The 20,512-nt window shown below is 67.2% G+C and carries 15 protein-coding genes; 6 read left to right on the forward strand and 9 right to left on the reverse strand.

Going from position 1 to position 20,512, the window contains the following annotated elements; all coding sequences use genetic code 11:
- Nucleotides 1-8: 8 nt before the first annotated feature.
- Together TS85_RS22225 and TS85_RS24920 are read left to right on the forward strand one after the other, a co-directional pair.
- Nucleotides 9-1,070: a M20/M25/M40 family metallo-hydrolase gene (locus TS85_RS22225; protein ID WP_052508061.1), complete on the forward strand. Its 1,062-nt coding sequence runs from the start codon at nt 9-11 to the stop codon at nt 1,068-1,070.
- Between the two features lie 92 nt (nt 1,071-1,162).
- On the forward strand, nt 1,163-2,443 hold the full coding sequence (locus TS85_RS24920) for an eCIS core domain-containing protein (RefSeq protein ID WP_227698576.1): 1,281 nt from the start codon (nt 1,163-1,165) through the stop codon (nt 2,441-2,443).
- Nucleotides 2,444-2,503: 60 nt separating this feature from the next.
- Here TS85_RS24920 and TS85_RS22235 read toward each other — a convergent pair whose 3' ends face one another.
- Nucleotides 2,504-4,810 carry a TonB-dependent receptor domain-containing protein gene (locus TS85_RS22235; protein WP_044335173.1) on the reverse strand — a complete coding sequence of 769 codons (2,307 nt, stop codon included), beginning with the start codon at nt 4,808-4,810 and terminating at the stop codon, nt 2,504-2,506.
- A 259-nt stretch (nt 4,811-5,069) separates the two neighbouring features.
- On the opposite strand from TS85_RS22235, the gene clpB reads away from it, so the two are divergent.
- Nucleotides 5,070-7,649 (forward strand): ATP-dependent chaperone ClpB, encoded by a 2,580-nt coding sequence (clpB, locus tag TS85_RS22240; protein WP_044335175.1) that lies wholly within the window; start codon nt 5,070-5,072, stop codon nt 7,647-7,649.
- Between the two features lie 147 nt (nt 7,650-7,796).
- Here the strand turns inward: clpB and TS85_RS22245 are convergent, their stop codons facing one another.
- From TS85_RS22245 to xseA, 4 genes are all read right to left on the reverse strand, one after another.
- Complete coding sequence (locus TS85_RS22245) at nt 7,797-10,859, reverse strand: TonB-dependent receptor plug domain-containing protein (protein ID WP_044335177.1); 3,063 nt, start codon at nt 10,857-10,859, stop codon at nt 7,797-7,799.
- A gap of 266 nt (nt 10,860-11,125) precedes the next feature.
- Complete coding sequence (locus tag TS85_RS22250) at nt 11,126-12,037, reverse strand: M23 family metallopeptidase (protein WP_044335179.1); 912 nt, start codon at nt 12,035-12,037, stop codon at nt 11,126-11,128.
- Nucleotides 12,034-12,246: a DUF2093 domain-containing protein gene (locus TS85_RS22255; protein ID WP_044335181.1), complete on the reverse strand. Its 213-nt coding sequence runs from the start codon at nt 12,244-12,246 to the stop codon at nt 12,034-12,036. The genes TS85_RS22250 and TS85_RS22255 overlap by 4 nt, the downstream gene beginning before the upstream one ends.
- A 49-nt stretch (nt 12,247-12,295) precedes the next feature.
- A complete protein-coding gene (gene xseA / locus TS85_RS22260; RefSeq protein ID WP_044335182.1) occupies nt 12,296-13,675 on the reverse strand; it encodes an exodeoxyribonuclease VII large subunit in 1,380 nt (459 codons plus the stop codon).
- On the opposite strand from xseA, the gene purD reads away from it, so the two are divergent.
- Nucleotides 13,674-14,936, forward strand: coding sequence for a phosphoribosylamine--glycine ligase (gene purD / locus TS85_RS22265; protein WP_044335185.1), 1,263 nt, complete (start codon nt 13,674-13,676; stop codon nt 14,934-14,936). The two genes, xseA and purD, sit on opposite strands and share 2 nt — an antisense overlap.
- A gap of 143 nt (nt 14,937-15,079) precedes the next feature.
- Nucleotides 15,080-15,808, forward strand: coding sequence for a helix-hairpin-helix domain-containing protein (locus TS85_RS22270; protein WP_052508062.1), 729 nt, complete (start codon nt 15,080-15,082; stop codon nt 15,806-15,808).
- A gap of 224 nt (nt 15,809-16,032) precedes the next feature.
- On the opposite strand, the gene gpmA is transcribed toward TS85_RS22270, so the two are convergent.
- Nucleotides 16,033-16,719: a 2,3-diphosphoglycerate-dependent phosphoglycerate mutase gene (gene gpmA / locus TS85_RS22275; protein WP_044335187.1), complete on the reverse strand. Its 687-nt coding sequence runs from the start codon at nt 16,717-16,719 to the stop codon at nt 16,033-16,035.
- Between the two features lie 69 nt (nt 16,720-16,788).
- On the opposite strand from gpmA, the gene TS85_RS22280 reads away from it, so the two are divergent.
- A complete protein-coding gene (locus TS85_RS22280; protein ID WP_044335189.1) occupies nt 16,789-17,514 on the forward strand; it encodes a dienelactone hydrolase family protein in 726 nt (241 codons plus the stop codon).
- Here the strand turns inward: TS85_RS22280 and ybaL are convergent, their stop codons facing one another.
- The 3 genes from ybaL to TS85_RS22295 all read right to left on the reverse strand — a co-directional run bounded on the left by ybaL (nt 17,515) and on the right by TS85_RS22295 (nt 20,395).
- A complete protein-coding gene (ybaL, locus tag TS85_RS22285) occupies nt 17,515-19,158 on the reverse strand; it encodes a YbaL family putative K(+) efflux transporter (protein WP_044335190.1) in 1,644 nt (547 codons plus the stop codon).
- A 252-nt stretch (nt 19,159-19,410) separates the two neighbouring features.
- Nucleotides 19,411-19,815 (reverse strand): hypothetical protein, encoded by a 405-nt coding sequence (locus TS85_RS22290; RefSeq protein WP_155006528.1) that lies wholly within the window; start codon nt 19,813-19,815, stop codon nt 19,411-19,413.
- Nucleotides 19,816-19,936: 121 nt separating this feature from the next.
- Entirely contained in the window at nt 19,937-20,395 is a 459-nt protein-coding gene (locus TS85_RS22295) for a GNAT family N-acetyltransferase (RefSeq protein WP_044335195.1), read from the reverse strand.
- Nucleotides 20,396-20,512: the final 117 nt, after the last annotated feature.

Genomic DNA, 20,512 nt, shown 5'->3' on the forward strand with positions numbered 1-20,512 from the left:
GACTTCCAATGCGCCTGCCCGTCCTCGCCGCCGCGGCGATGCTCGCCCTGTTTCCGCTCTCCGCCGCGCAGGCGCAGGCCCCCGACACGCCCCAGACCAGCGCCGAGCGTATCCGCGCCGATGTGACCTATCTGGCCGATGACGCGCTCGAGGGGCGGTTCGCAGTGAGCAAGGGCTATCTAACTGCCGCCGCCTATGTCGCCGAGACCTTCCAGAAGCTGGGGCTGCAATCGGGGGGTGTCGAATATCCGTGGTTCCAGCTCGTCCCGGTCTCGATCCCGGTCGGCAAGGCGAGCCGCACCTTCCGGGTGCCCAATGTGATCGGCATCCTGCCCGGATCGGACCCGGTGCTGAAAGACGAATATGTCGTGCTGAGCGCGCATCTCGACCATATCGGGATGGACAATAAGCCGGGGGACAAGGTGTTCAACGGCGCGATGGACAATGCCGCCGGCGTCGCGACGATGCTGGAGGCCGCACGCACCTTCGTCGCGAGCGGGACGCGACCGAAGCGATCGATCCTGTTCGTCGCGCTGACGGCCGAGGAACTGGGCCTCGTCGGCTCCGAATATCTGGCGAAGCACCCGGTGGTCGGCAAGGGCCGCGTGGTCGCCGACGTCAATCTCGACATGCCGATCCTCCTCTATGATTTCCAGGACGTGGTGGCGTTCGGCGCCGAGCGTTCGACGCTGGGGCCGATGGTCGAGCGCGCGGCGGCGTCGATGGGGGTCGCGCTGTCGCCCGACCCCATGCCGCAGGAGCAATTGTTCGTGCGATCGGACCATTACAGCTTCGTCAAGGCAGGGGTGCCGTCGGTGTTCCTCGTCACCGGGTTCAAGAATGGCGGCGAAAAGGCGTTTCGCGGCTTCCTCAAGACGCACTACCATTCGGTATCCGACCAGATCGACTTGCCGTTCGATTGGAATGCGGGCGCCAAGTTCGCGCAGATCAACTATCTGATTGCGCGCGAGATCGCCGACGCCGCCGAAGCGCCGCGCTGGTACGAAGGCGACACCTATGGCGACCGCTATGCCAAGAACGCGGCCAAGGCGCCCAAGCCGGCGCGCTGAGCGGCGCGATCGGCCCATTTCGGCGCCAACGCTTCGCCCGGCACGCCCGCGCATGCGCTATGCTGCCCGCGCCAAGGCAAGGGAGCCCGACGATGCAGCACGCGCAGAGGATGCCGGCGGCACCACTGGAGGATCAGCATAAGCGGGCCGCCGCGATCCAGCGCGCGCCCGCGCCGATCGACGCGGCACCCCGCGTCGCCGCGCTCATGGCGCTGTCGGCCCGGCTCAACGCCCCCGCCGCGCCGCCGCTGCAGCGCGCGGCGACCGCGCCCAACCGCACCGGTATGCCCGACGCACTGAAGGCGGGGATCGAGCAACTGTCGGGGCTGGCAATGGACGATGTCCGCGTCCACCGCGATTCCCCCCGCCCCGCCCAGCTACAGGCGCACGCCTTCGCCCAAGGGGCCGACATCCATCTGGCACCGGGACAAGAACAGCATTTGCCGCACGAGGCGTGGCATGTCGTCCAGCAGAAGCAGGGGCGGGTGGCCCCCACGCTGCAATTGGCTGGCGGCGTGCCGGTGAACGACGATGCCGCGCTGGAACGCGAAGCCGATGCGATGGGCGCGCGGGCGCTGGCCGACTCCGGCACTGAACTCCGCCGGAGTCCACAGGAGCAGGCTGCGGGAGGTTCCGCCGTGCAGCTTTCGCCGACCGCGGCACTGGTCCAGCGGGTACTGAACATTGGCGGCCAACCGGTCGCGGCCCCTGTTGCGGGCCAGACCCCCGAGGTGACCGCAATCATCGAGGGTTGGATCAATGGAGGCGTGCACGCCTTCGTCGACTGGGATGCCGCGGTCCACGCCGCGCGGGTGTCGCTCGCCGTCAACTGGCTCGCTGCCCGGGGTTGGGCGGTTCCCGCGGTAGACATCGTCAATCCGGCGTTGACACCTCAAAACTGCCATGGGCTCACCTTTGGCGTGGCCTGGGCCGAGTTCAGCACGATCAGCGAGTTCCTAGAACGTTGGCAAGCGGCGCACGAACCGCCTGTGATGCTGTGCCTGTTAAACGGCGAGGTCGCCCATTCGGCCACCCTCGTCGACGGCATGTGGCAGCAGACGCTCCCGGGGGGGCCGGTCTTCCGAACCGACAGGGCGGCATTGGCGGCGCGTTACGAGTGTTTCAATCTGTCTGACGCAGGCGAGTTGGAGGCTGCGCACGCCAGAGAGGACGACATTGAAGCCACCTTTCAGAACGAACGCGCCGCATTCCTTGAGCAGTGTTTTCCGGCGACGCAAGTGCCTGAAAACGAGCGGAGCGACCGCCAGCACTATGAAGCGGAGCGGTTCAATCTGGTGACGGCAATGGTCGACTATTCGCCGGACAACCAGAGATACCTCCGCATTTGGGCGGGCCAGTTCGAAAACTGGTAGCCATTGCGCGAAACCATGCCGGGCGGACGAGGCCCCCGCCCCGCCCGCCCGGCATGCACCTTACATCCCGACCTTCAGCGTCAGGAAGAACTGCTGCGGCGCGCCGACCATCAGCGTCTGGTTGTCGCCCGAATTGCCGAAGCCGTTCGTGCCGATCGTCGACACATAGTCCTTGTCGAACAGGTTCGTGACGTTGCCCTGGATTTCCAGCGCGCGCCCGCCCAGGTCGAACTTGTAGCCGAGCGTCGCGTCCACCACCACGCGGCCCTCGACCGACTGGTCGTTGGTGTAGGTGAAGTACCGCTTGCTCATATAATTGGCGCCGACCCGCGCCGAGAAGCCGGCATAGTCATAGGTCGCCTCGCCCTTCAGCATATGCTTGGGCGCGTCGACCACGGTCTTGCCCGAAGTCTGGATCTGGATCGGGAACACCACGCCGCCGATCGTCGTCGTCGTGCTCACATTGTCGCGATAGGTCGAGTCGTTATAGCTGTACGACGCGAACAGCCCAAAGCCGTTGCCGAGCCGCAGGTCGCCCGTCGCCTCGACGCCGATCGAGCGGACGCCGCCGACATTCTGGAGGATCGCGGGGTTGCCGACGATGCCAGCACCCGTGGTGACGCCGAGCAGCCGGTTGCGGAACGCGACATAATAGCCCGCGAGCGACCCGGTGAACGGCCCCTGGTGGAAGCGGCCGCCCAGCTCATAGGTATCCGACTGCTCGGGCTTGAGCTTGGTCGAGCCGCTGAGCAGCGCGTCGAACCCCGATTGCGTCGTCGCGAACGGGCCGCTGGTCGCCGACGCGACAAAGGCGCGCGTCACCTGGGTAAAGCCGCCGAACACTTCCGCGCCGGGCATCACCGCATAGGCGAAGCCGGCATGCGGCTGGAACCAGTCGGTGACCTTGATCTCGCCGCCGGCCAGCCCGCCCGAGACGATCGGCGACGCGGTGTTGGTGACGCTGAACCCCTTCCACCCCAGGTTCACGGTCAGCGCGCCGAACGACAGCTTGTCCTCGACATGATACTGGAAGGTCTCGGTATTATACTTCCAATACCATTGCGTGTAGAACGGATCGCTCTGGAAGCTCAGGCTGTCGCGGCCCGGATTGGTGCGGCTGGTGAGCCCGTAATAGCGGCGGGCCTGGCGGAAATCATTGTCCTCGTACCAGGCGCCGACCGTGACGTCGTTGAAGCCGATCGCAGTGCCGATGTCGCCGAACACCCCCTTGCGGCGAATGTCATATTCGGTGGTGCGCAGCGATTGCGGCACGCCGGAGGGCGAGGCGACATAGGGCGTGAACCACAGGCCCTGGCCGTGGTTCGAGTGATAATAGCCCTTGAGCTTGCCGTGAACGTCGCCGGTCTTCTCGATGCCGAGCGAGGCGAGATAGTCCTGGCGCAGGCCCGCCGCGTCGAAATAGGCGTCGTCGGGGTTGGCGAAGGGCGTCGGATAGGTCGTGCCCGCCGCCGCATTGGTCGGGGTGACGCCGGTATAGCCGGTGTTCGCGCCGACATCCGCCACGCGGATCGCAAGCGCGTAATTGTTCGAGATATTGTCCCAGTCATAGCCGAGACGCTTGATCATGCCGAGCGACATGTCCTGATAGTCGTTCTCGCGGCGGTCGGAGAAGCTGAACGTGCCGACTGCGCGCAGTTCCGCCGTCAGCGGCGCCACAGCCTTCGCATTGACCTGGTTGACGCGCTGCGAGCCCCAGCCCTTCCACTTGTCGGTGTCCGAATGGACATAGGAGACCGACGCGCTGGGGCCGCCATCGCCCAAAGCGCCGGTGTCGAGCCGGATAAAGGTGCGCCAGAACTGGTCGCTGCCGCCGGTCGCGTTGGCGTCGAGCCCGAAATCGCCTGACGGATCGCGCGACAGGAATTCTATCGTGCCACCCAGATTGTTGGTCGCCTGGGTCGCGATCGAGCCCGATCCCTGCGACACCAAAGTCTGCCCGATATTCTCGCTGATGATCGCGCGGCTGATGTGCAGGCCGTTGACATTGCCATAGCTCGCGTCGCCGAGCGGAATGCCGTCGAGCGTGAAGCCGAGCTGGTTCTGGTTGAACCCGCGGATCGACACGCGCTGTGCCCACTCATAGGAACCGAACGGATCGGCCGCCTGGAAATTGACGCCGGGCAGCTTCTCAATCGCCTTCAACGGGCTGGTGCCGGGGGTGAGCACCGCGAGATCGGCCTGGCCGAGCGCCTGGACCTGGCGCGTCTGGCCCTGGCCGATGACGACGATCTCGTCCTGGCCTTCGTCCGCGGCGGTTGCGGCCGCCTGCCCGGTGTCCTGCGCGAAGGCGGCGCCCGGAATCAGAATCGACGTACCGGCCAGCAGGCAGGCTGCGAACATACGCATTTGGGTTGTCCCTTTGTTGCGCGGCCCCTTGCCGCTGCTGCGGCGGCGCTAGCCCTTGTGCATTGCAGCATTTGGCCGTTGCGGTGGCAGTTCGGCGTCGCGGTCGTGACGCAGCCGTGACAAACCCGCCGAAACCACGGGAAAGCCCGCATTCCTTTCGCATCGCGACGCGCCGAGGTAGAAGCAGGAAGCGCAATCCGGGGACTTGTGTTGCCGATATGCAACACTATCTGCTGGACATCAGCGAACAGGGATCCTCATGAACCTCGAAAAATTCACCGATCGCGCCAAGGGCTTCCTCCAGTCGGCGCAAACCGTTGCGATCCGCAACAGCCATCAGCGCATCGCGCCCGAGCATCTGCTCAAGGCGCTGCTGGAGGACGAGCAGGGCCTCGCATCGGGGCTGATCGCCGCCGCCGGGGGCGATGCGCGGCGCGCGCTGGCCGATACCGACGCGGCGCTCGCCAAAATCCCGGCGGTGTCGGGCAGCGGCGCGCAGCAATCGCCGGGAATCGACAATGATCTGGTCCGCGTGCTCGACCAGGCCGAACAGGTTGCGGCCAAGGCCAGCGACAGCTTCGTCACGGTGGAACGCATGCTGCTCGCGCTGACGCTGGCGACGACGACCGCGGCGGGCAAGGCGCTGGCGGCGGCGGGGCTGACTGCGAACGGGCTCAACGCCGCGATCGACAAGCTGCGCGGCGGGCGCACCGCCGATACCGCGGGCGCCGAGGATCGCTATGACGCGCTCAAGAAATTCGCCCGCGACCTGACGCAGGCGGCGCGCGACGGCAAGCTCGATCCCGTCATCGGCCGCGACGAGGAAATCCGCCGCACGATCCAGATCCTCGCGCGCCGCACCAAGAACAACCCCGTGCTGATCGGCGAACCCGGCGTCGGCAAGACCGCGATCGCCGAAGGCCTCGCGCTGCGCATCGTCAATGGCGACGTGCCCGACGGGATCAAGGACCGCACGCTGATGGCGCTCGACATGGGGTCGCTGATCGCGGGCGCGAAATATCGCGGCGAATTCGAAGAGCGGCTGAAGGGCGTGCTCGACGAGGTCAAGGCCGGCGAGGGCCAGATCATCCTGTTCATCGACGAGATGCACCAGCTGATCGGCGCGGGCAAAGGCGAAGGCGCGATGGATGCGGGCAATCTGCTCAAGCCCGCGCTGGCCCGCGGCGAGCTGCATTGCATCGGCGCGACGACGCTCGACGAATATCGCAAATATGTCGAAAAGGACGCGGCGCTCCAGCGGCGCTTCCAGCCGGTGTTCGTGGGCGAGCCGACCGTGCCCGACACGATTTCGATCTTGCGCGGGCTCAAGGAGAAGTACGAGCTGCACCATGGCGTGCGGATCACCGACGCGGCGATCGTGGCGGCGGCGACTTTGTCCAATCGCTACATCACCGATCGCTTCCTGCCCGACAAGGCGATCGACCTGATGGACGAGGCCGCGAGCCGCATCCGCATGGAAGTGGAGAGCAAGCCCGAGGAGATCGAAAATCTCGACCGCCGGATCATCCAGTTGAAGATCGAGCGCGAGGCACTGCGCAAGGAAACCGATGCCGCGTCGAAGGACCGGCTGGCGACGCTGGAGGGCGAGCTCGCCAATCTCGAGCAGCAATCGACCGAGCTGACCAGCCGTTGGCAGGGCGAGAAGGACAAGATCGCGTCCGAAGCGGTGCTCAAGGGCAAGCTCGAGGCGGCGCGCACCGAGCTGGAACAGGCGCAGCGCGCGGGCGACCTCGCCAAGATGAGCGAGCTGTCCTACGGCACCATCCCGGCGCTGACCAAGCAGCTCGACGAGGCGGCGGGCGCGACCAAGGGCGCGATGCTGCGCGAGGAAGTGACCGCCGACGACATTGCCGGCGTGGTCGCGCGCTGGACCGGCATCCCGATGGAGCGGATGCTGGAGGGCGAGCGCGAGAAGCTGCTCCATATGGAGGAGGCGCTGGGCAAGCGCGTGATCGGCCAGGCCGACGCCGTGAAGGCCGTGGCGACCGCGGTGCGGCGCAGTCGCGCCGGATTGCAGGACCCGAACCGGCCGCTGGGCAGCTTCCTGTTCCTGGGGCCGACCGGCGTGGGCAAGACCGAGCTTACCAAGGCGCTTGCCGAGTTCCTGTTCGACGATCCCAGCGCAATGGTGCGGATCGACATGAGCGAGTTCATGGAGAAGCATTCGGTCGCGCGGATGATCGGCGCCCCTCCGGGCTATGTCGGTTACGAGGAAGGCGGCGTTTTGACCGAAGCGGTTCGGCGGCGACCCTATCAGGTGGTGCTGTTCGACGAAGTCGAGAAGGCGCATGGCGATGTGTTCAACATCCTGCTCCAGGTGCTCGACGACGGGCGGCTGACCGACGGGCAGGGGCGGACGGTCGATTTCTCGAACACGATCATCATCCTGACCTCGAACCTGGGCAGCCAGTACCTCACCAACCTGGCCGACGGGCAGAAGGTCGAGGAAGTCGAGCCGCAGGTGATGGACCTCGTCCGCGCGCATTTCCGCCCGGAGTTCCTCAACCGGCTGGACGAGATCATCCTGTTCCACCGTCTGGCAGCGGACCACATGGCGCCGATCGTCGACATCCAGGTCGGTCGGGTCAGCAAACTGCTCGCGGACCGCAAGATCCGCATCGAACTGAGCGATGCGGCACGGGGCTGGCTGGGCCGCGTGGGGTATGACCCGGTGTACGGCGCGCGGCCCTTGAAGCGCGCGGTGCAGCGGTATCTCCAGGACCCGCTGGCGGACATGATCCTGCGCGGCGACGTGCGGGATGGGTCGGTGGTCTCGGTGGATGAGGGGGATGGGGCGCTGGCGTTGGGGGTGCGGTAGAGCGCCAAGGCCCGGCTTACGCGAAGGGCGGCCACCGGGTATCCGGTGACCGCCCTTTTTCTTTGTGCGCACCGCCGCAGAGCGAGCGGGCAGAAAAAAGGGGCAGCTCCTCGCGAAGCCGCCCCCGGTAGTCAAGACACTGTGCGCTTAGAAATCGATGCGCGCACCGACGCGGAAGTAACGACCGATGAAGAGACGGTCGCTCCAAGCCGGGTTGAACTGATACAGGCCATATGCCGCGTTCGGCTCGTAGCTCGGCTTGCCGTTCAGGATGTTCAGCACGTCGGTATAGAGCGTGAAGTTGTCCTGAACCTTAACTTCGGCATGCCCATCCATGTAGAACACCGACTTGGCGGTGCACTGGACTGCTTCGCCGTTATCCCAGCCGAGGATCTGACCGTGGTCAACGCTGGCCTGGCAATCGCCGTACACGCCACCCGAGTCGGTCGCGACTTCCGAATAGCCGCTGGTGTAGTAGCTGGTCAGGCTGATGCTGCCGCGGCCATCGAAGTCGAGCGAGTTCTGCCACGTCAGGCGCCATTTCGGAGCACCCGAGCACGACGTGATGTTGCAGGGGCCGAGCGTGCCATCATAACGCTGGATCGAGCCATCCTCCAACGTCTGTTCCAGACGCAGCAGGAACGAAGCGTTGGCCGTGCTCCGCAGGCTGATGCCGTCGCCCAGCGGGAAGCGCGCGCTACCCGAGAAGTCGAGACCCTTCGCAAGGAACGAGTCGGCATTCTTATACGAACCGACTATCGTCCCGAGGAGCGGAAGCGCGCTCGTATTCAGCGGATCGGCAACGCCCTGGGTGACCGTGATGCCGGGCAGGTTAACGACGCCGTTATTGGCGTAGTATTGCGCTACTGCGTCCCCGCCCGAAACCGGGATGATCACGTTAGCGATCTTCGTCGACCAGTAATCGATCGTGAAGGTGAGACGCGGGGTCGGCTGGAACACCACGCCCGCCGTGAACGAGGTCGACTTTTCCGGATCCAGATCCGCGTTGCCCGCGGAGGTCAGACCATAGGAATAGCCGCCCGAATAGTAGCTCGTGTTGCTCGCATGGGCCGCGCAGAATGCCGCATAGGTCGGATTGGGCTGACCGTTGGAGAGCGTGCAGCTAATCTGTCCGGTCACATAGCCCGTGGTCGGCAACGCGAAGGATTCGCTGAAGCTGGGGATACGGAAGCCCTTCGAATAGGTGCTCCGCAGCTTCAGCTGCTCGATCGGCTTGAACACGCCTTCGAACTTTGGCGAGAACCGCGCCTGGCCGGTCGAATAGCTGTCGTACGATCCCATCGCCTTGAGCTGCAGCTCGTCGAACACGGGTGCCGCCACTTCGTACCCGGCCGACCACACGGTGCGCTTGCCGTCCACGCCCACGGCGTTGATGCCGAAGTAACGCTGCGTCGGATTGACGTCGTCGGGGGCGTTGGCGCTCGGGTTGTGGATCGCTTCATAGCGATACTGGCCGGTCACGCCGACGCGGAGTGGGCCGCCCGGCAGATTGAAGAACTCCTTGTTCAGCGACGCCTGGATCTGCGTCAGCTTCGAGTTCGACCGGTTATAGTTGGTGGGGAACACCGCCTGGGTCTGCGCCTCGGTGTTCAGGCTCTGATCGACGAAGTTGTACGTGCCCTTCGCGATCGCGTCCATCAGCCCAGCAAGGTAAATATAGCCGTTATTCTCGGTCTTGAGCACCACCTTCGAAGCGGTCGCCGCAACGTTGAAATTCCAGCCATCGCCGAACGTCCCGTCGATGCCACCGCTGATCCGGTAGGTGCGGGTGTCGGTGTTGGTCTGACGGGTAACCTGCGGAAGCGCGACGAGACGCGCCAGCTGGCCCGACGCCGCGAACGGGTTGTTCGGGTTCAGCCTGCCGTTCGACGCATTACAACCGCTTGCCACGATCGTGTTAGTGAGCGCGCCGGCAGTGGTAACCGCCGAAGTGCCCTGCGAACACACGTAAGTCGGCAGCAGAATGTTGCTGACCGTCACCACGGTGCCGCCTGCGGCGGTCGCGCCGGTGAAGCCCTGCGGCCCGGCGTTGTTGCCCGTCGTGGAAACATTATAATAGTTCGCCATGACATAGGCTTCGGCGAAATCGCCGATCTTGGCGGTCGCGCGGAAATTGGCACCCTTGCGCTCGATGCTCGAATTATATGCGCGATATTCGTTGACCAGATCTTCCTGGCAGACCGTCGCCGGGGTGATCGTGCCATTGCGCTGCGCAGCAGTCAGCGTCGCGGAGGCAAGCCCCTGGCAGCCGGCTGCCGGGTTCAGCAGCTGATAGCCGCCCTGCGATGCATAGGTCGTATCACTGTACGGACGAACGAACGGCACGCGCGTCGACTGGAAGCCGTTATACGCACCGTCATATTGGATGCCGTTGCGGATACCGTTGGCCAGGCAGCCCTGCTCATCGGTGCCGCAGATCTTGCTCTGGTCCGCGGTGTTGTAGGGGTAGCCGCGTGCCGACAGCAGCAGAGGATCGCTCTTCTGATACTCGGCATTCACATAGACGTTGAAGCCCTGACGATCCAGATCGCCATAGCCGGCCGTCGCGCTCAGGCGGCGCTCGCCCGCGTCGCCCTTTTCGGAAATGCCGGCCGACGCGTTGAGGTGCACTCCGGTGACCTGGCGCTTCACGATCACATTGACCACGCCCGCGATCGCGTCCGAACCGTAGGTTGCAGATGCGCCGTCGAGAAGGACGTCGATCCGGTCGACCATCGAGCCCGGGATCGAGTTGATATCGACGAAATTGCGATAGCCGTCATCGCCCAGCGGGAACGGCGCAGTGCGCAGGCCGTTGAAAAGCGTGAGCGTGTAGGCGTTGTTGAGGCCGCGCAGCGACGGCGAGCTGGCGCCCGTCGCAAAGCCGAACGACGACCAGCTCGGCGGAGCCGTACCGGCGTTGTTCGCGGTCAGCAGCTGGAGCTGGTCTGCGACGGTGGTGATACCACGATTGGCCATGTCTTCAGCGGTGATCGATACGATCGGCGACGCGGTTGCGGCGGAAGGATCGCGGAACAGCGAGCCCGTGACGACGATGTCTTCGCCTGCGCTCTCTTGGTCTTGCGCTGCCGGCACCGTCGCGTCGGTGCTCTGCGCCATTGCCGGTGCAGCGAACAGCATGCCCGCACCGATCAGCGCGAGCGCGGACAATGCCGTGCTGCCGCGCAAAGTGATTTGCGTCTTTTTCATGAATTTCCCTCGCTTGGCCCGGCCGTTCCGCAGTGCGGTTCAGGTCCGGGGTGTCTCCCCGCTTCGCCGCAACGCATTAAAACATGCGTCGGGAGAAGCTTGGGTTGAGAGTGCAGGCGCCCCCTGAGCCTGTAAAGCGTGCATTCAGGTTACAGTGCTGCCTTTTGGCCCACCTGTATCCGAAATGCCACATAGGCATGCATTTTGTTGCGTGCGCGCGGCGGAAACTGTTCAATTATGTTGCAGCGCAAATGTGCGCCGCTGCGTCACTCGGCGACGGGCATCGGTCCGGCGACGAGCAGCGGGTCGATCCGCGCGTCGCGCCACTTCATTCCCCAATGCAGATGCGGCCCGGTGGCGCGCCCGGTCATCCCGACCGTGCCGATCGGCTGGCCGCGGCGAACCTGTGCGCCGACCTTCACGTCGATGCGGGCGAGGTGCATGAACGCGCTGTTCAATCCCATGCCGTGGTCGATCATCAGCAAATTGCCCTCCAGTGTGAAGGGCTTGGCCGTCGCCAGCGTCACCACCCCGTCGGCGGGCGCCAGCACCGGGGTGCCGGTGGGGCGCGCAATGTCGATCCCCGAATGATAGGCCCCGGGTTCGCCGGCATAGATGCGCTGCGACCCGAACAGCGTCGAGATGCGCCCGACAACCGGCCACAGGAACACCTGTCCCCACCCTTGCGAGTCGCTCTGCATGCTGCGCGCGGCGTTGATCTGGGCGAGCTCGGCGGGGCGCACCCGCTCGAACTCGGGGCGCGGCACCGGATATTTGGGCAGCGTCTTCAGCCGCGAAATATCCCAGGCGCGCGGCGCCACCGCCAGCGGGCGGCGAATCTCGGCACCGGTCCCCAACCGCGCAACCAGCGTCGCGGCGGGGCCGGCGTCGCGATCGAAACCAATGATGAAGCGCCCGTCGCGCGCGAGCGGCACGGCGGCGCCGTCGAGCGTCAGCAGCGTCGTGCCGCGCGGCGCTGTGCCGATCGCCACCCCGCCCTGGACCATCGGGCCGCGAAAGCTGAACCCTGCGGCCTGGGGCGCGCCGGCATCGGCCAGTGGCGCGGCGGGACCCGGCACCACCCCCACCGCCGCCGGCGGGATCGCCGCAGTCCCGAGCACCGCCAGGACTCCCGCTAGCGCCAATCCGCCCAGCCGTCCCCGCGCAGCCCTGTTCATACCCTCGCTCCCACGCCGTGCATCGCCTGGGCCGCCTCTTCGGCGCTCGCATAAGGCTCCTGCCGCGCGACGCTCCAATAGCGCAGCGCATCCACCGCGATCCGACCGCCGCTGACTGCGCAGATCACATGGTCGCCCGGCGCGATCACGCGAAACCCGTTGGCGAGATAATGGAGCCGCGCAGGACGGGCGGAATTGGACATCAGCATGGCGACGAGCGACCTTTTGGGGGGAGCTGAACCGAGATCTAGACTGCGCCTATAACAAGCTGGGCTGGTCGGACGCGGGGCCAGCATAGGATTTGGCGCCCGGACGCTCAACCCGGGCATCGACGGCGCCGTCGCGGAAATGCAGCGTCACTGCCTGCGCGCCCCGCGCCTCGGCCGCGGTCCCCACCACCTTGTGCGTGCCGCGGGCCTCGACCCAGGCATAGCCTTTTTCGAGCGGGCGATTGGGATGGACGAGGTCGAGGTGGCGCGACAGCCCCTCGATCCGCTGGCGCGCCGCCGCGAGGCGCTGGACGAGCATCGCGGGGCGCAGCGCCCCCGCATCGCGATCCAGCCGCGTCCGCGCCGCCGCCACGCGCCGCTCCAGTGCGCGATCCAGCCGCGCGCCGAGATCGTCGGCCTTTTGCCGCTGCGGCCCGAGCAGCGCGTCGCGACGCGGCAGCACGCGCACCAGCGCCGCGAGCTTCTCGCCCGCGCGCTCGTGATAGCGCCGCGCGCAGCGTTCGGTGCGCAGCGCCAGCGTGCTGACCGTGTGGCGGACATCGGCGAGCACCGGCACCGCGAACTCGGCCGCCGCAGTCGGCGTCGGCGCGCGCAGATCGGCGGCGAAATCCGCCAGGCTGGTGTCGGTCTCATGCCCCACCGCCGAGATGACGGGGATCGTGCAATCGGCGATCGCGCGGACCACCGGCTCTTCGTTGAACGCCCAGAGATCCTCGATCGACCCGCCGCCGCGCGCGACGATCAGCAGGTCGGGGCGCGGCACCGCACCGCCGGGCGCCAGCGCGTCGAACCCGCGGATCGCCCGCGCCACCTCCAGCGCCGCGCCCTCGCCCTGGACCTTGACCGGCCAGACCAGGACATGGCTGGGAAAGCGATCCGCCAGCCGATGCAATATGTCGCGGATCACCGCGCCGGTGGGCGAAGTGATGACGCCGATCGTGCGCGGCATATAGGGAAGCGGCTTCTTGCGCTCCGCCGCGAACAGCCCCTCGCTGGCCAGCCGCGCCTTGAGCTTTTCGAACAGCGCCATCAGCGCGCCTTCGCCCGCCAGCTCCATCCGCTCGATCACGATCTGGTATTTGGAGCGGCCGGGATAGATAGTGAGCTTGCCCGTCGCGATCACTTCGATCCCGTCCTGCGGCTGGAACGGCAGCGCCGCCGCGGCGCCGCGCCAGATCACGCCGTCGATCACCGCATCGGCATCCTTGAGCGTCAGATAGGCGTGACCCGACGCCGCGCGCTTCCACCCCGAAATCTCGCCGCGCAGCCGGACATGGCCGAACTCGCCCTCGACCATGCGCTTCAGCCGCTGTGACAATTCGCCGACGCTCATCGGCGCCGCGTTGTCGCCGGCCACCGCCTCGGCTACGAGCCGCGCCGATGCGGTATCGGAAAAGGGATCGGGCATGAACGTCCTGCTATTGGGTTCGGGGGGTCGCGAACATGCGCTCGCGTGGAAACTGGCGCAATCGCCGCGCCTGGCACGGCTATATGCCGCGCCCGGTAACCCGGGAATAGCGCAGCATGCCGAGATCGTCGACATCGCGATTGCGGATCACCGGTCTGTGATCGACTTCTGCATCCGCCAGTCGATCGGCTTTGTCGTGATCGGGCCGGAAGCGCCGCTGGTCGCCGGGCTGGCCGACAATCTGCGCACGATGGGCGTGCGCGTGTTCGGCCCGAACAAGGCGGCGGCACAGCTCGAAGGGTCGAAGGGCTTTACCAAGGACCTGTGCGCGCGCGAGAATATCCCGACCGCCGGCTATGCCCGCGTCGAATCGCGCGACGGCGGTTTCGCCGCACTCGCCGATTTCGGGCTGCCGGTGGTGATCAAGGCCGATGGGCTGGCGGCGGGCAAGGGCGTGACGATCGCCTTCACCCCCGAAGAGGCGCAGGCGGCGCTCACCGCGATCTTCGCCGAGCCGGGCGGCAGCGCGGTGATCGAGGAATTTCTGGAGGGCGAGGAAGCCAGCCTGTTCGTGCTGACCGACGGCACCGCGCTGATGCCGTTCGGATCGGCACAGGACCACAAGCGCGTCGGCGACGGCGATACCGGCCCCAATACCGGCGGCATGGGCGCGTACAGCCCGGCGCGGGTGCTGACTCCCGAGCTGGAGCGCGAGGCGATCGAGACGATCGTGCGCCCGACGGTGGAGGCGCTGGCGCGCGCGGGGACGCCCTATTCGGGCGTGCTTTATGCCGGGCTGATGCTGACCCGGCAGGGGCCGAAGCTGATCGAATATAACGCCCGTTTCGGCGACCCCGAATGCCAGGTGCTGATGCTGCGGCTCGAGGACGATTTGCTCGACCTCCTGCTCGCAACGGCGGAGGGGACGCTTGCCGACCGGCCCGCGCCGGTGTTCGCGCCCGACACCGCGCTGACCGTGGTGATGGCCGCCAATGGCTATCCGGGCACGCCGCAAAGCGGCGGCGCGATCCGCGGGATCGAGGCGGCGGAGGCGGACGGCGCGCGGGTGTTCCATGCGGGCACGCGGCAGGACGGCAACACGCTGGTCGCCAGCGGCGGGCGCGTGCTGACGGTGACCGCGAGCGGGCCGAGCGTGTCGGAGGCGCAGGCCGCGGCGTATCGCGCAGTCGACCGAATCGATTTCCCCACCGGCTTCTGCCGCCGCGACATTGGCTGGCGCGAAGTCGCGCGCGAGGGGTGATCGGGGCGCCTCGCGTGCCGTTACGCTACGGCACGCAACCCAATGCTCCCGCCAAGGGTTAACGCAGCCGCTGTACCTGTGCGCGTCCTGCGCTATGCAGTTGCGGGGAATCGCAACGGCCAACGCCTTGGGAGGGCACAGAGATGAACGACCAGATCACGCCGACGCCATCGGCGATCATGAACGGCGCGCCCGAATGGTTGACGCTGCCCTTCGCGTTGATCGGGCTGGGTGTGCTCTTTGCGCTGTACATCCTGTGGCGCGGGACGATGCTCGCCAAGCGGCGGGGACGCGCGCGGGCCGAGCTGGAGGAGCGCGGCGAGGTTCATTACGAGGAGCCGCGTGCGGAAGCGACGCCGGTGGAGGCCGAGCCTGCACCCGTCGTGACGCCACCCCCGCCAGTCGCGCCGTCGCCGCCACCGCTGGCCGACGCGCCGACGCCCGAGACGATGCCGATTGCGGCGACGTTGGTCCCTGAGCCGGCAGCGGCGCCGGAGCCTGCGCCGATGCCGGTCGAGGAAGCGGCGCCCGAGCCTGCGGCGATGGCCGACGAACCGATCGCCGCCGCCGCCCCGCTCGACGCCTCCCCCGCGACGCTCGCCGCGCCCGAGCCGGCACCCGTCCCGGCCCCGCAGGAGGACGACCTCACCCAGCTAAAGGGCGTCGGCCCGCGGCTGGCCGACCGGCTGAACGCCGTGGGCATCAGCAGCTTCGCCCAGCTCGCCGCGCTGTCCCCCGACGACGCGGCGGCGCTCGATGCCAGGCTCGGCGACTTCCAGGGCCGCATCCACCGCGACCGCTGGATCGAACAGGCGGGCTTCCTGGCTGCGGGCGATGTGGCGGGGTATGAGGCGGTGTTCGGGAAACTTTGAGGGGGTCGAGAGGCCCATCCGCAGCGAGTGCGCCGACATTCGCTCCCGTCCTCGATATAGGCGCAGCATCTTATATTTCGTCACGCTGAACCTGTTTCAGGGTCCAAGCCTCCACGGGCAATGTGGCCCGTGGCGCGATGGATGCTGAAACAAGGTCCGGGGACGGAAGGGGAGAGGGCATCGGTTTGCGCTCTTCCTTTCCGGCCCTGCGCACGCCGCTTCCGTCAGCGCTCGCTCAGATAATAGCGATCCGTCGCCTTCAGCGCCTCGTCCAGCTCGTACACGATCGGCTGGCCGGTCGGGATTTCCAGCTCGGTGATCTCCGCGTCGGGAATGCCCGACAGATGCTTGACCAGCGCGCGCAGCGAATTGCCGTGGGCGGAGATCAGCACGCGCTTGCCCGCCTTGATCTCGGGGACGATCCGCTCTTCCCAATAAGGCAGCACGCGGGCGATCGTGTCCTTCAGGCTCTCGGTCTGCGGGATCGGCACGCCGCGATAGCGCAGGTCCTTGGCGAGGTCCCAGGGCGATCCTTCCTCGGGCAGCGGCGGCGGGATGTCGAAGCTGCGGCGCCAGATCTTGACCTGGTCGTCGCCGTGCAGCGCCGCGGTCTCGGCCTTGTTCAGCCCGGTCAGCCCGCCATAATGCCGCTCGTTGAGCCGCCAGTCCTTCTCGGTCGGCAGCCACAGCCGCCCCATCGCTTCCAGCGCGATATTGAGCGTCTTGATCGCCCGGCTCTGGAAGCTGGTGAAGGTCAGGTCGAAATCGAGCCCCTTCTCGCGCATCAATTCGCCCGCTGCCCAGGCTTCCTTGACGCCCTGTTCGGTCAAATCGACGTCCCACCATCCGGTGAAGCGGTTTTCCAGGTTCCAGGCCGACTGGCCATGGCGGATCAGGACGAGCTTGGTCATCGGGCCTCCTTGCAACGCGTTTGGCAGGTCCTTAGCGGCTGGGGCGGGTTCGACAAGCAGGAGCACGTCATGGCAATCGTTCGGCACATACTGGTCTATGATGGCCCCGGCGGCCCGTTCGAGGGAGTGGCTGCATGGGACGATGCCGTGGCCGGGCCGCGCCCGGCGGTGCTCGTCCTGCCCAATGTGCTGGGGCAGAAAGAGGCGGACAATGCCAAGGCGGAGGCGCTGGCGGGGCTGGGCTATGTCGCGCTGGCCGCGGATGTGTTCGGCCAGGGGCGGCGCAAGACGCTCCAGTCGGAGAACATGGCCGAATATATGGCTGAGCTGAACGCCGACCGCGTTCTGCTGCGCGATCGGCTGGCGGCGTCGCTTGCGGCGCTGACCGCGCTGCCAGAGGCGGATGCGGGTCGGGCGGCGGCGATCGGCTTTTGCTTCGGCGGCAAATGCGTGCTCGACATGGCGCGGTCCGGGCTGCCGATTCTGGGCGGGGTGTCGTTCCACGGCGTCTATGACCGCCCCGAATACGCCAGCGTGGCGCCGATCACGGCAAAGCTGCTCGTCTGCCATGGCTGGGAAGACCCGATCGCCCCGCCCGACGCCACCGTGGCGCTGGCGCAGGAGTTGACCGAGGCGGGGGCGGACTGGCAGCTCCACGCCTATGGCCATGCCGGCCACGCCTTTACCGATGTCGATCGCCGGGACGGGCCGAACCCCGCCATCGCCTATGAACCCCGCGCCGACCGCCGGAGCTGGCGGGCGATGACGGGGTTCCTGGAGGAGCTGTTCGGGTAATTACGCGGGCGCCACCGGGTCGAGCGAGGGGGTCGCCAGCGCCGACATCCGCGTCGCGACCTCGCGCTCGCCCATCACCACGGTTGGCACGCCCAGCCGTTCGAGATGCGCGACCGCGTCGTCCGAATGCGCCCTCGCAACGACGTCGATCACGGGGTTCAGCCGCCGCGCCTGCGCGAACACTGCCCCTGCCTCGAACCCGCTGGGGATCGCGATCAGCAACAGGTCGGCGTTCGCGACTCCCGCCGCTTCCAGCGTGCGACCGTCCGCCGCATTGCCGCTGACCACCTCCACACCCGCGGCCTTGGCCTGCGCCACCATGTCGCTCTGATCCTCGATCAGCACGAAGCGCGTGCCGGCGTCGAGCAGGTCGGCGGCGATGCGCGATCCGACGCGGCCATAGCCGATGAGGATGACATGGCCGTCGCCCGCCGGTGGCGTCAGCGCGCCCTCGACGGTCAGCCCCTCGCCGCGAGCAGGCACGCGGGCGAACAGGAACGGGTTGAGGAATATCGAAATGATCGCACCCGCCAGGATCAGGTCGCGTGCGGCATCAGGCAGGATGCCCAGCCCGGTGCCGAGCGTGGCGAGGATGAACGAGAATTCGCCGATCTGCGCCAGGCTGGCCGCGACGGTGAAGGCCGTGCGGTTGGGATGGCCGAACGCGCGGACGATCGCGAATGCCGCCAGCGACTTGCCGATCACGATGATCAGCACCGTCGCGAGCAGCGCCAGCGGCTGCTCGACCACCACCGACGGGTTGAACAGCATTCCCACCGAAACGAAGAACAGCACCGCAAAGGCGTCGCGCAGCGGCAGCGTCTCCTCCGCCGCCTGTCGGCTGAGCGAGGTTTCGCCCAGGATCATGCCCGCGAAGAACGCCCCCAGTGCAAACGACACGTCGAACGCGATCGCCGCACCGAACGCGACGCCCAGCGCGATCGCCAGCACCGCCAGCCGGAACAGCTCGCGCGATCCGCTGTTCACTACCCAGTTGAGCGTCCAGGGGATCAGCCGCCGCCCGACGACCAGCATCAGCGCGACGAACCCCGCGACCTTGGCCAGCGTCGTGAGCAGCGGCACGATCAGCGCGCGGACGCCGCCCGAATCGGCGTTGGTCATCACTTCGGCGAGCACCGGCAGCAGCACCAGCGCCAGCACCATCGCCAGATCCTCGACGATCAGCCAGCCGACTGCGATCCGCCCGCGCTCGGTCTGGACGATGTCATGGCCCTGGAGCGCGCGCAGCAGCACCACGGTACTCGCCACCGCCAGCGACAGGCCGAACACCAGCCCCGCGATCATGCTCCAGCCGAGCATATAAGCCAGCCCCATGCCCATGATCGTCGCGACCGCGATCTGCCCCAGCGCCCCCGGGATCGCGATGCGCCGCACCGACAACAGATCCTTGAGCGAGAAGTGCAGCCCGACGCCGAACATCAGCAGGATCACGCCGATCTCCGCCAGCTCGTTGGCGAGACCGGCGTCCGCGACGAACCCCGGCGTGAACGGCCCGACGAGCACGCCGGCAAGCAGATAGCCCACCAGCGGCGACAGCCGCAGCCGGTGCGCGATGGCGCCCATGATGAAGGCGACGACCAGGCCGACGACGATCGTGCCGATCAGTGGGGTATGATGCGGCATCTGCCACGATTCCTTATGGTTCGGGCTCCGGGGGCGCCCGCCCCCGGAAACCCGGTTCAGTCCATGGTGCTGCCGATGACGAGCGCCAACAGGCCCGATGCAGCGGCGACAGCGGTCCACACCGCGGTGGCGAACCACCAGGGGGGCCGCTTCTTGCGGGGAGTTTCTTCCATTTCTGCCTCGCGAATCGAGTGCGGGTCGCCGCATGCCCGATCGCGGGTGCGGCACGACCTGCCGGGGAGCAGGAAAGGATCAGCCGCGCGGCGGCGCCCGTGCGCCGATCGTGCCTGCTCTGCATGCGACAAGGGGCACCTCGTCGTCGGCGACATGGCCGACCGGGCACCCAGTCGCGGTGTCGGGAGTAGCCCGCACAGTCAGCAGCGGCGAAACGATGCGCGTCGCCGGTTCGAAACGATGATACCGGCTATCCTCGGGCGAGGGCGCACGTAGCGCGGACCGCTCGCCCTTGCGGACATGCGGGCCGCGCGGGCTGACGACGACGAGCGTGGTCGTCGGATCGAAGGCGGAGCCAATGGTGCGCGCATGCGCCGGGCCGAGCGGGACCAGCGAACAGATCAGCGCGGTAAGCAGCGCCACCCAGCCGGCAATCCCGGCCAGCAGGCTTGTGCCGGAAGCGTGCCGCGCTGCGTTCCGCACTATGCCTCGTTCTCCATCGACCGGTTCGTGCCGTGCGCGCGGGTCGCCACACGTTTCGCACCCTCCACGCCAACGCCGCGAACGCGGTTCGGGTCCCTGCGCTGCCGATTTTTGTTCGGCGCTACAGCACCCGCGACAGGAAACGGCTTTCGGGGCTGGCGGAATAGTCGCCGAACGGAGCGCAGGGCGTGAAGCCGAACTGGCGGTACAGCGCCAGCGATGCCTCGAACGTCGGCCCAGATCCGGTCTCCAGGCTGATCCGGCGCAGCCCGCGCTCGCGCCCGACGCCCAGCATGTGCGACAGCAAAGCCGCCGCGGTGCCCCGCCGCAGCCTTTGGGGATGCGTCCGCATCGACTTGATTTCGCCATGCGTCGCATCCAGCGTCCGCAGCGCGCCGCATCCGAGCAACTGGCCCTCCTCCCACGCGGTGTAGAAGGCGATGTCCGCCCGCCGCAGCCCGATCAGGTCGAGCGCAAGCACCGCCTCGGTCGGGGCGGCGGCGCGGAGCGCTTCGAGGTGGAGCCGGAGCAGTGCCTGGACTTCGGGTGTATCCAACCCGCCTTCGCGAACGTCGATCAACGTCGATCCGCCCGCGGCTTTCGCCGCACCCCGTTGCTTTGCATTCGATCCCCGCCCTTTTTGCGCCCGCGCCGGTCATAAGGCGGCGGTGATCGGAATGTCACGCCGCAATCATGG

Origin of the sequence: Sphingomonas hengshuiensis, assembly GCF_000935025.1 — a bacterium.
Taxonomy (GTDB): Bacteria; Pseudomonadota; Alphaproteobacteria; order Sphingomonadales; family Sphingomonadaceae; genus Sphingomonas; species Sphingomonas hengshuiensis.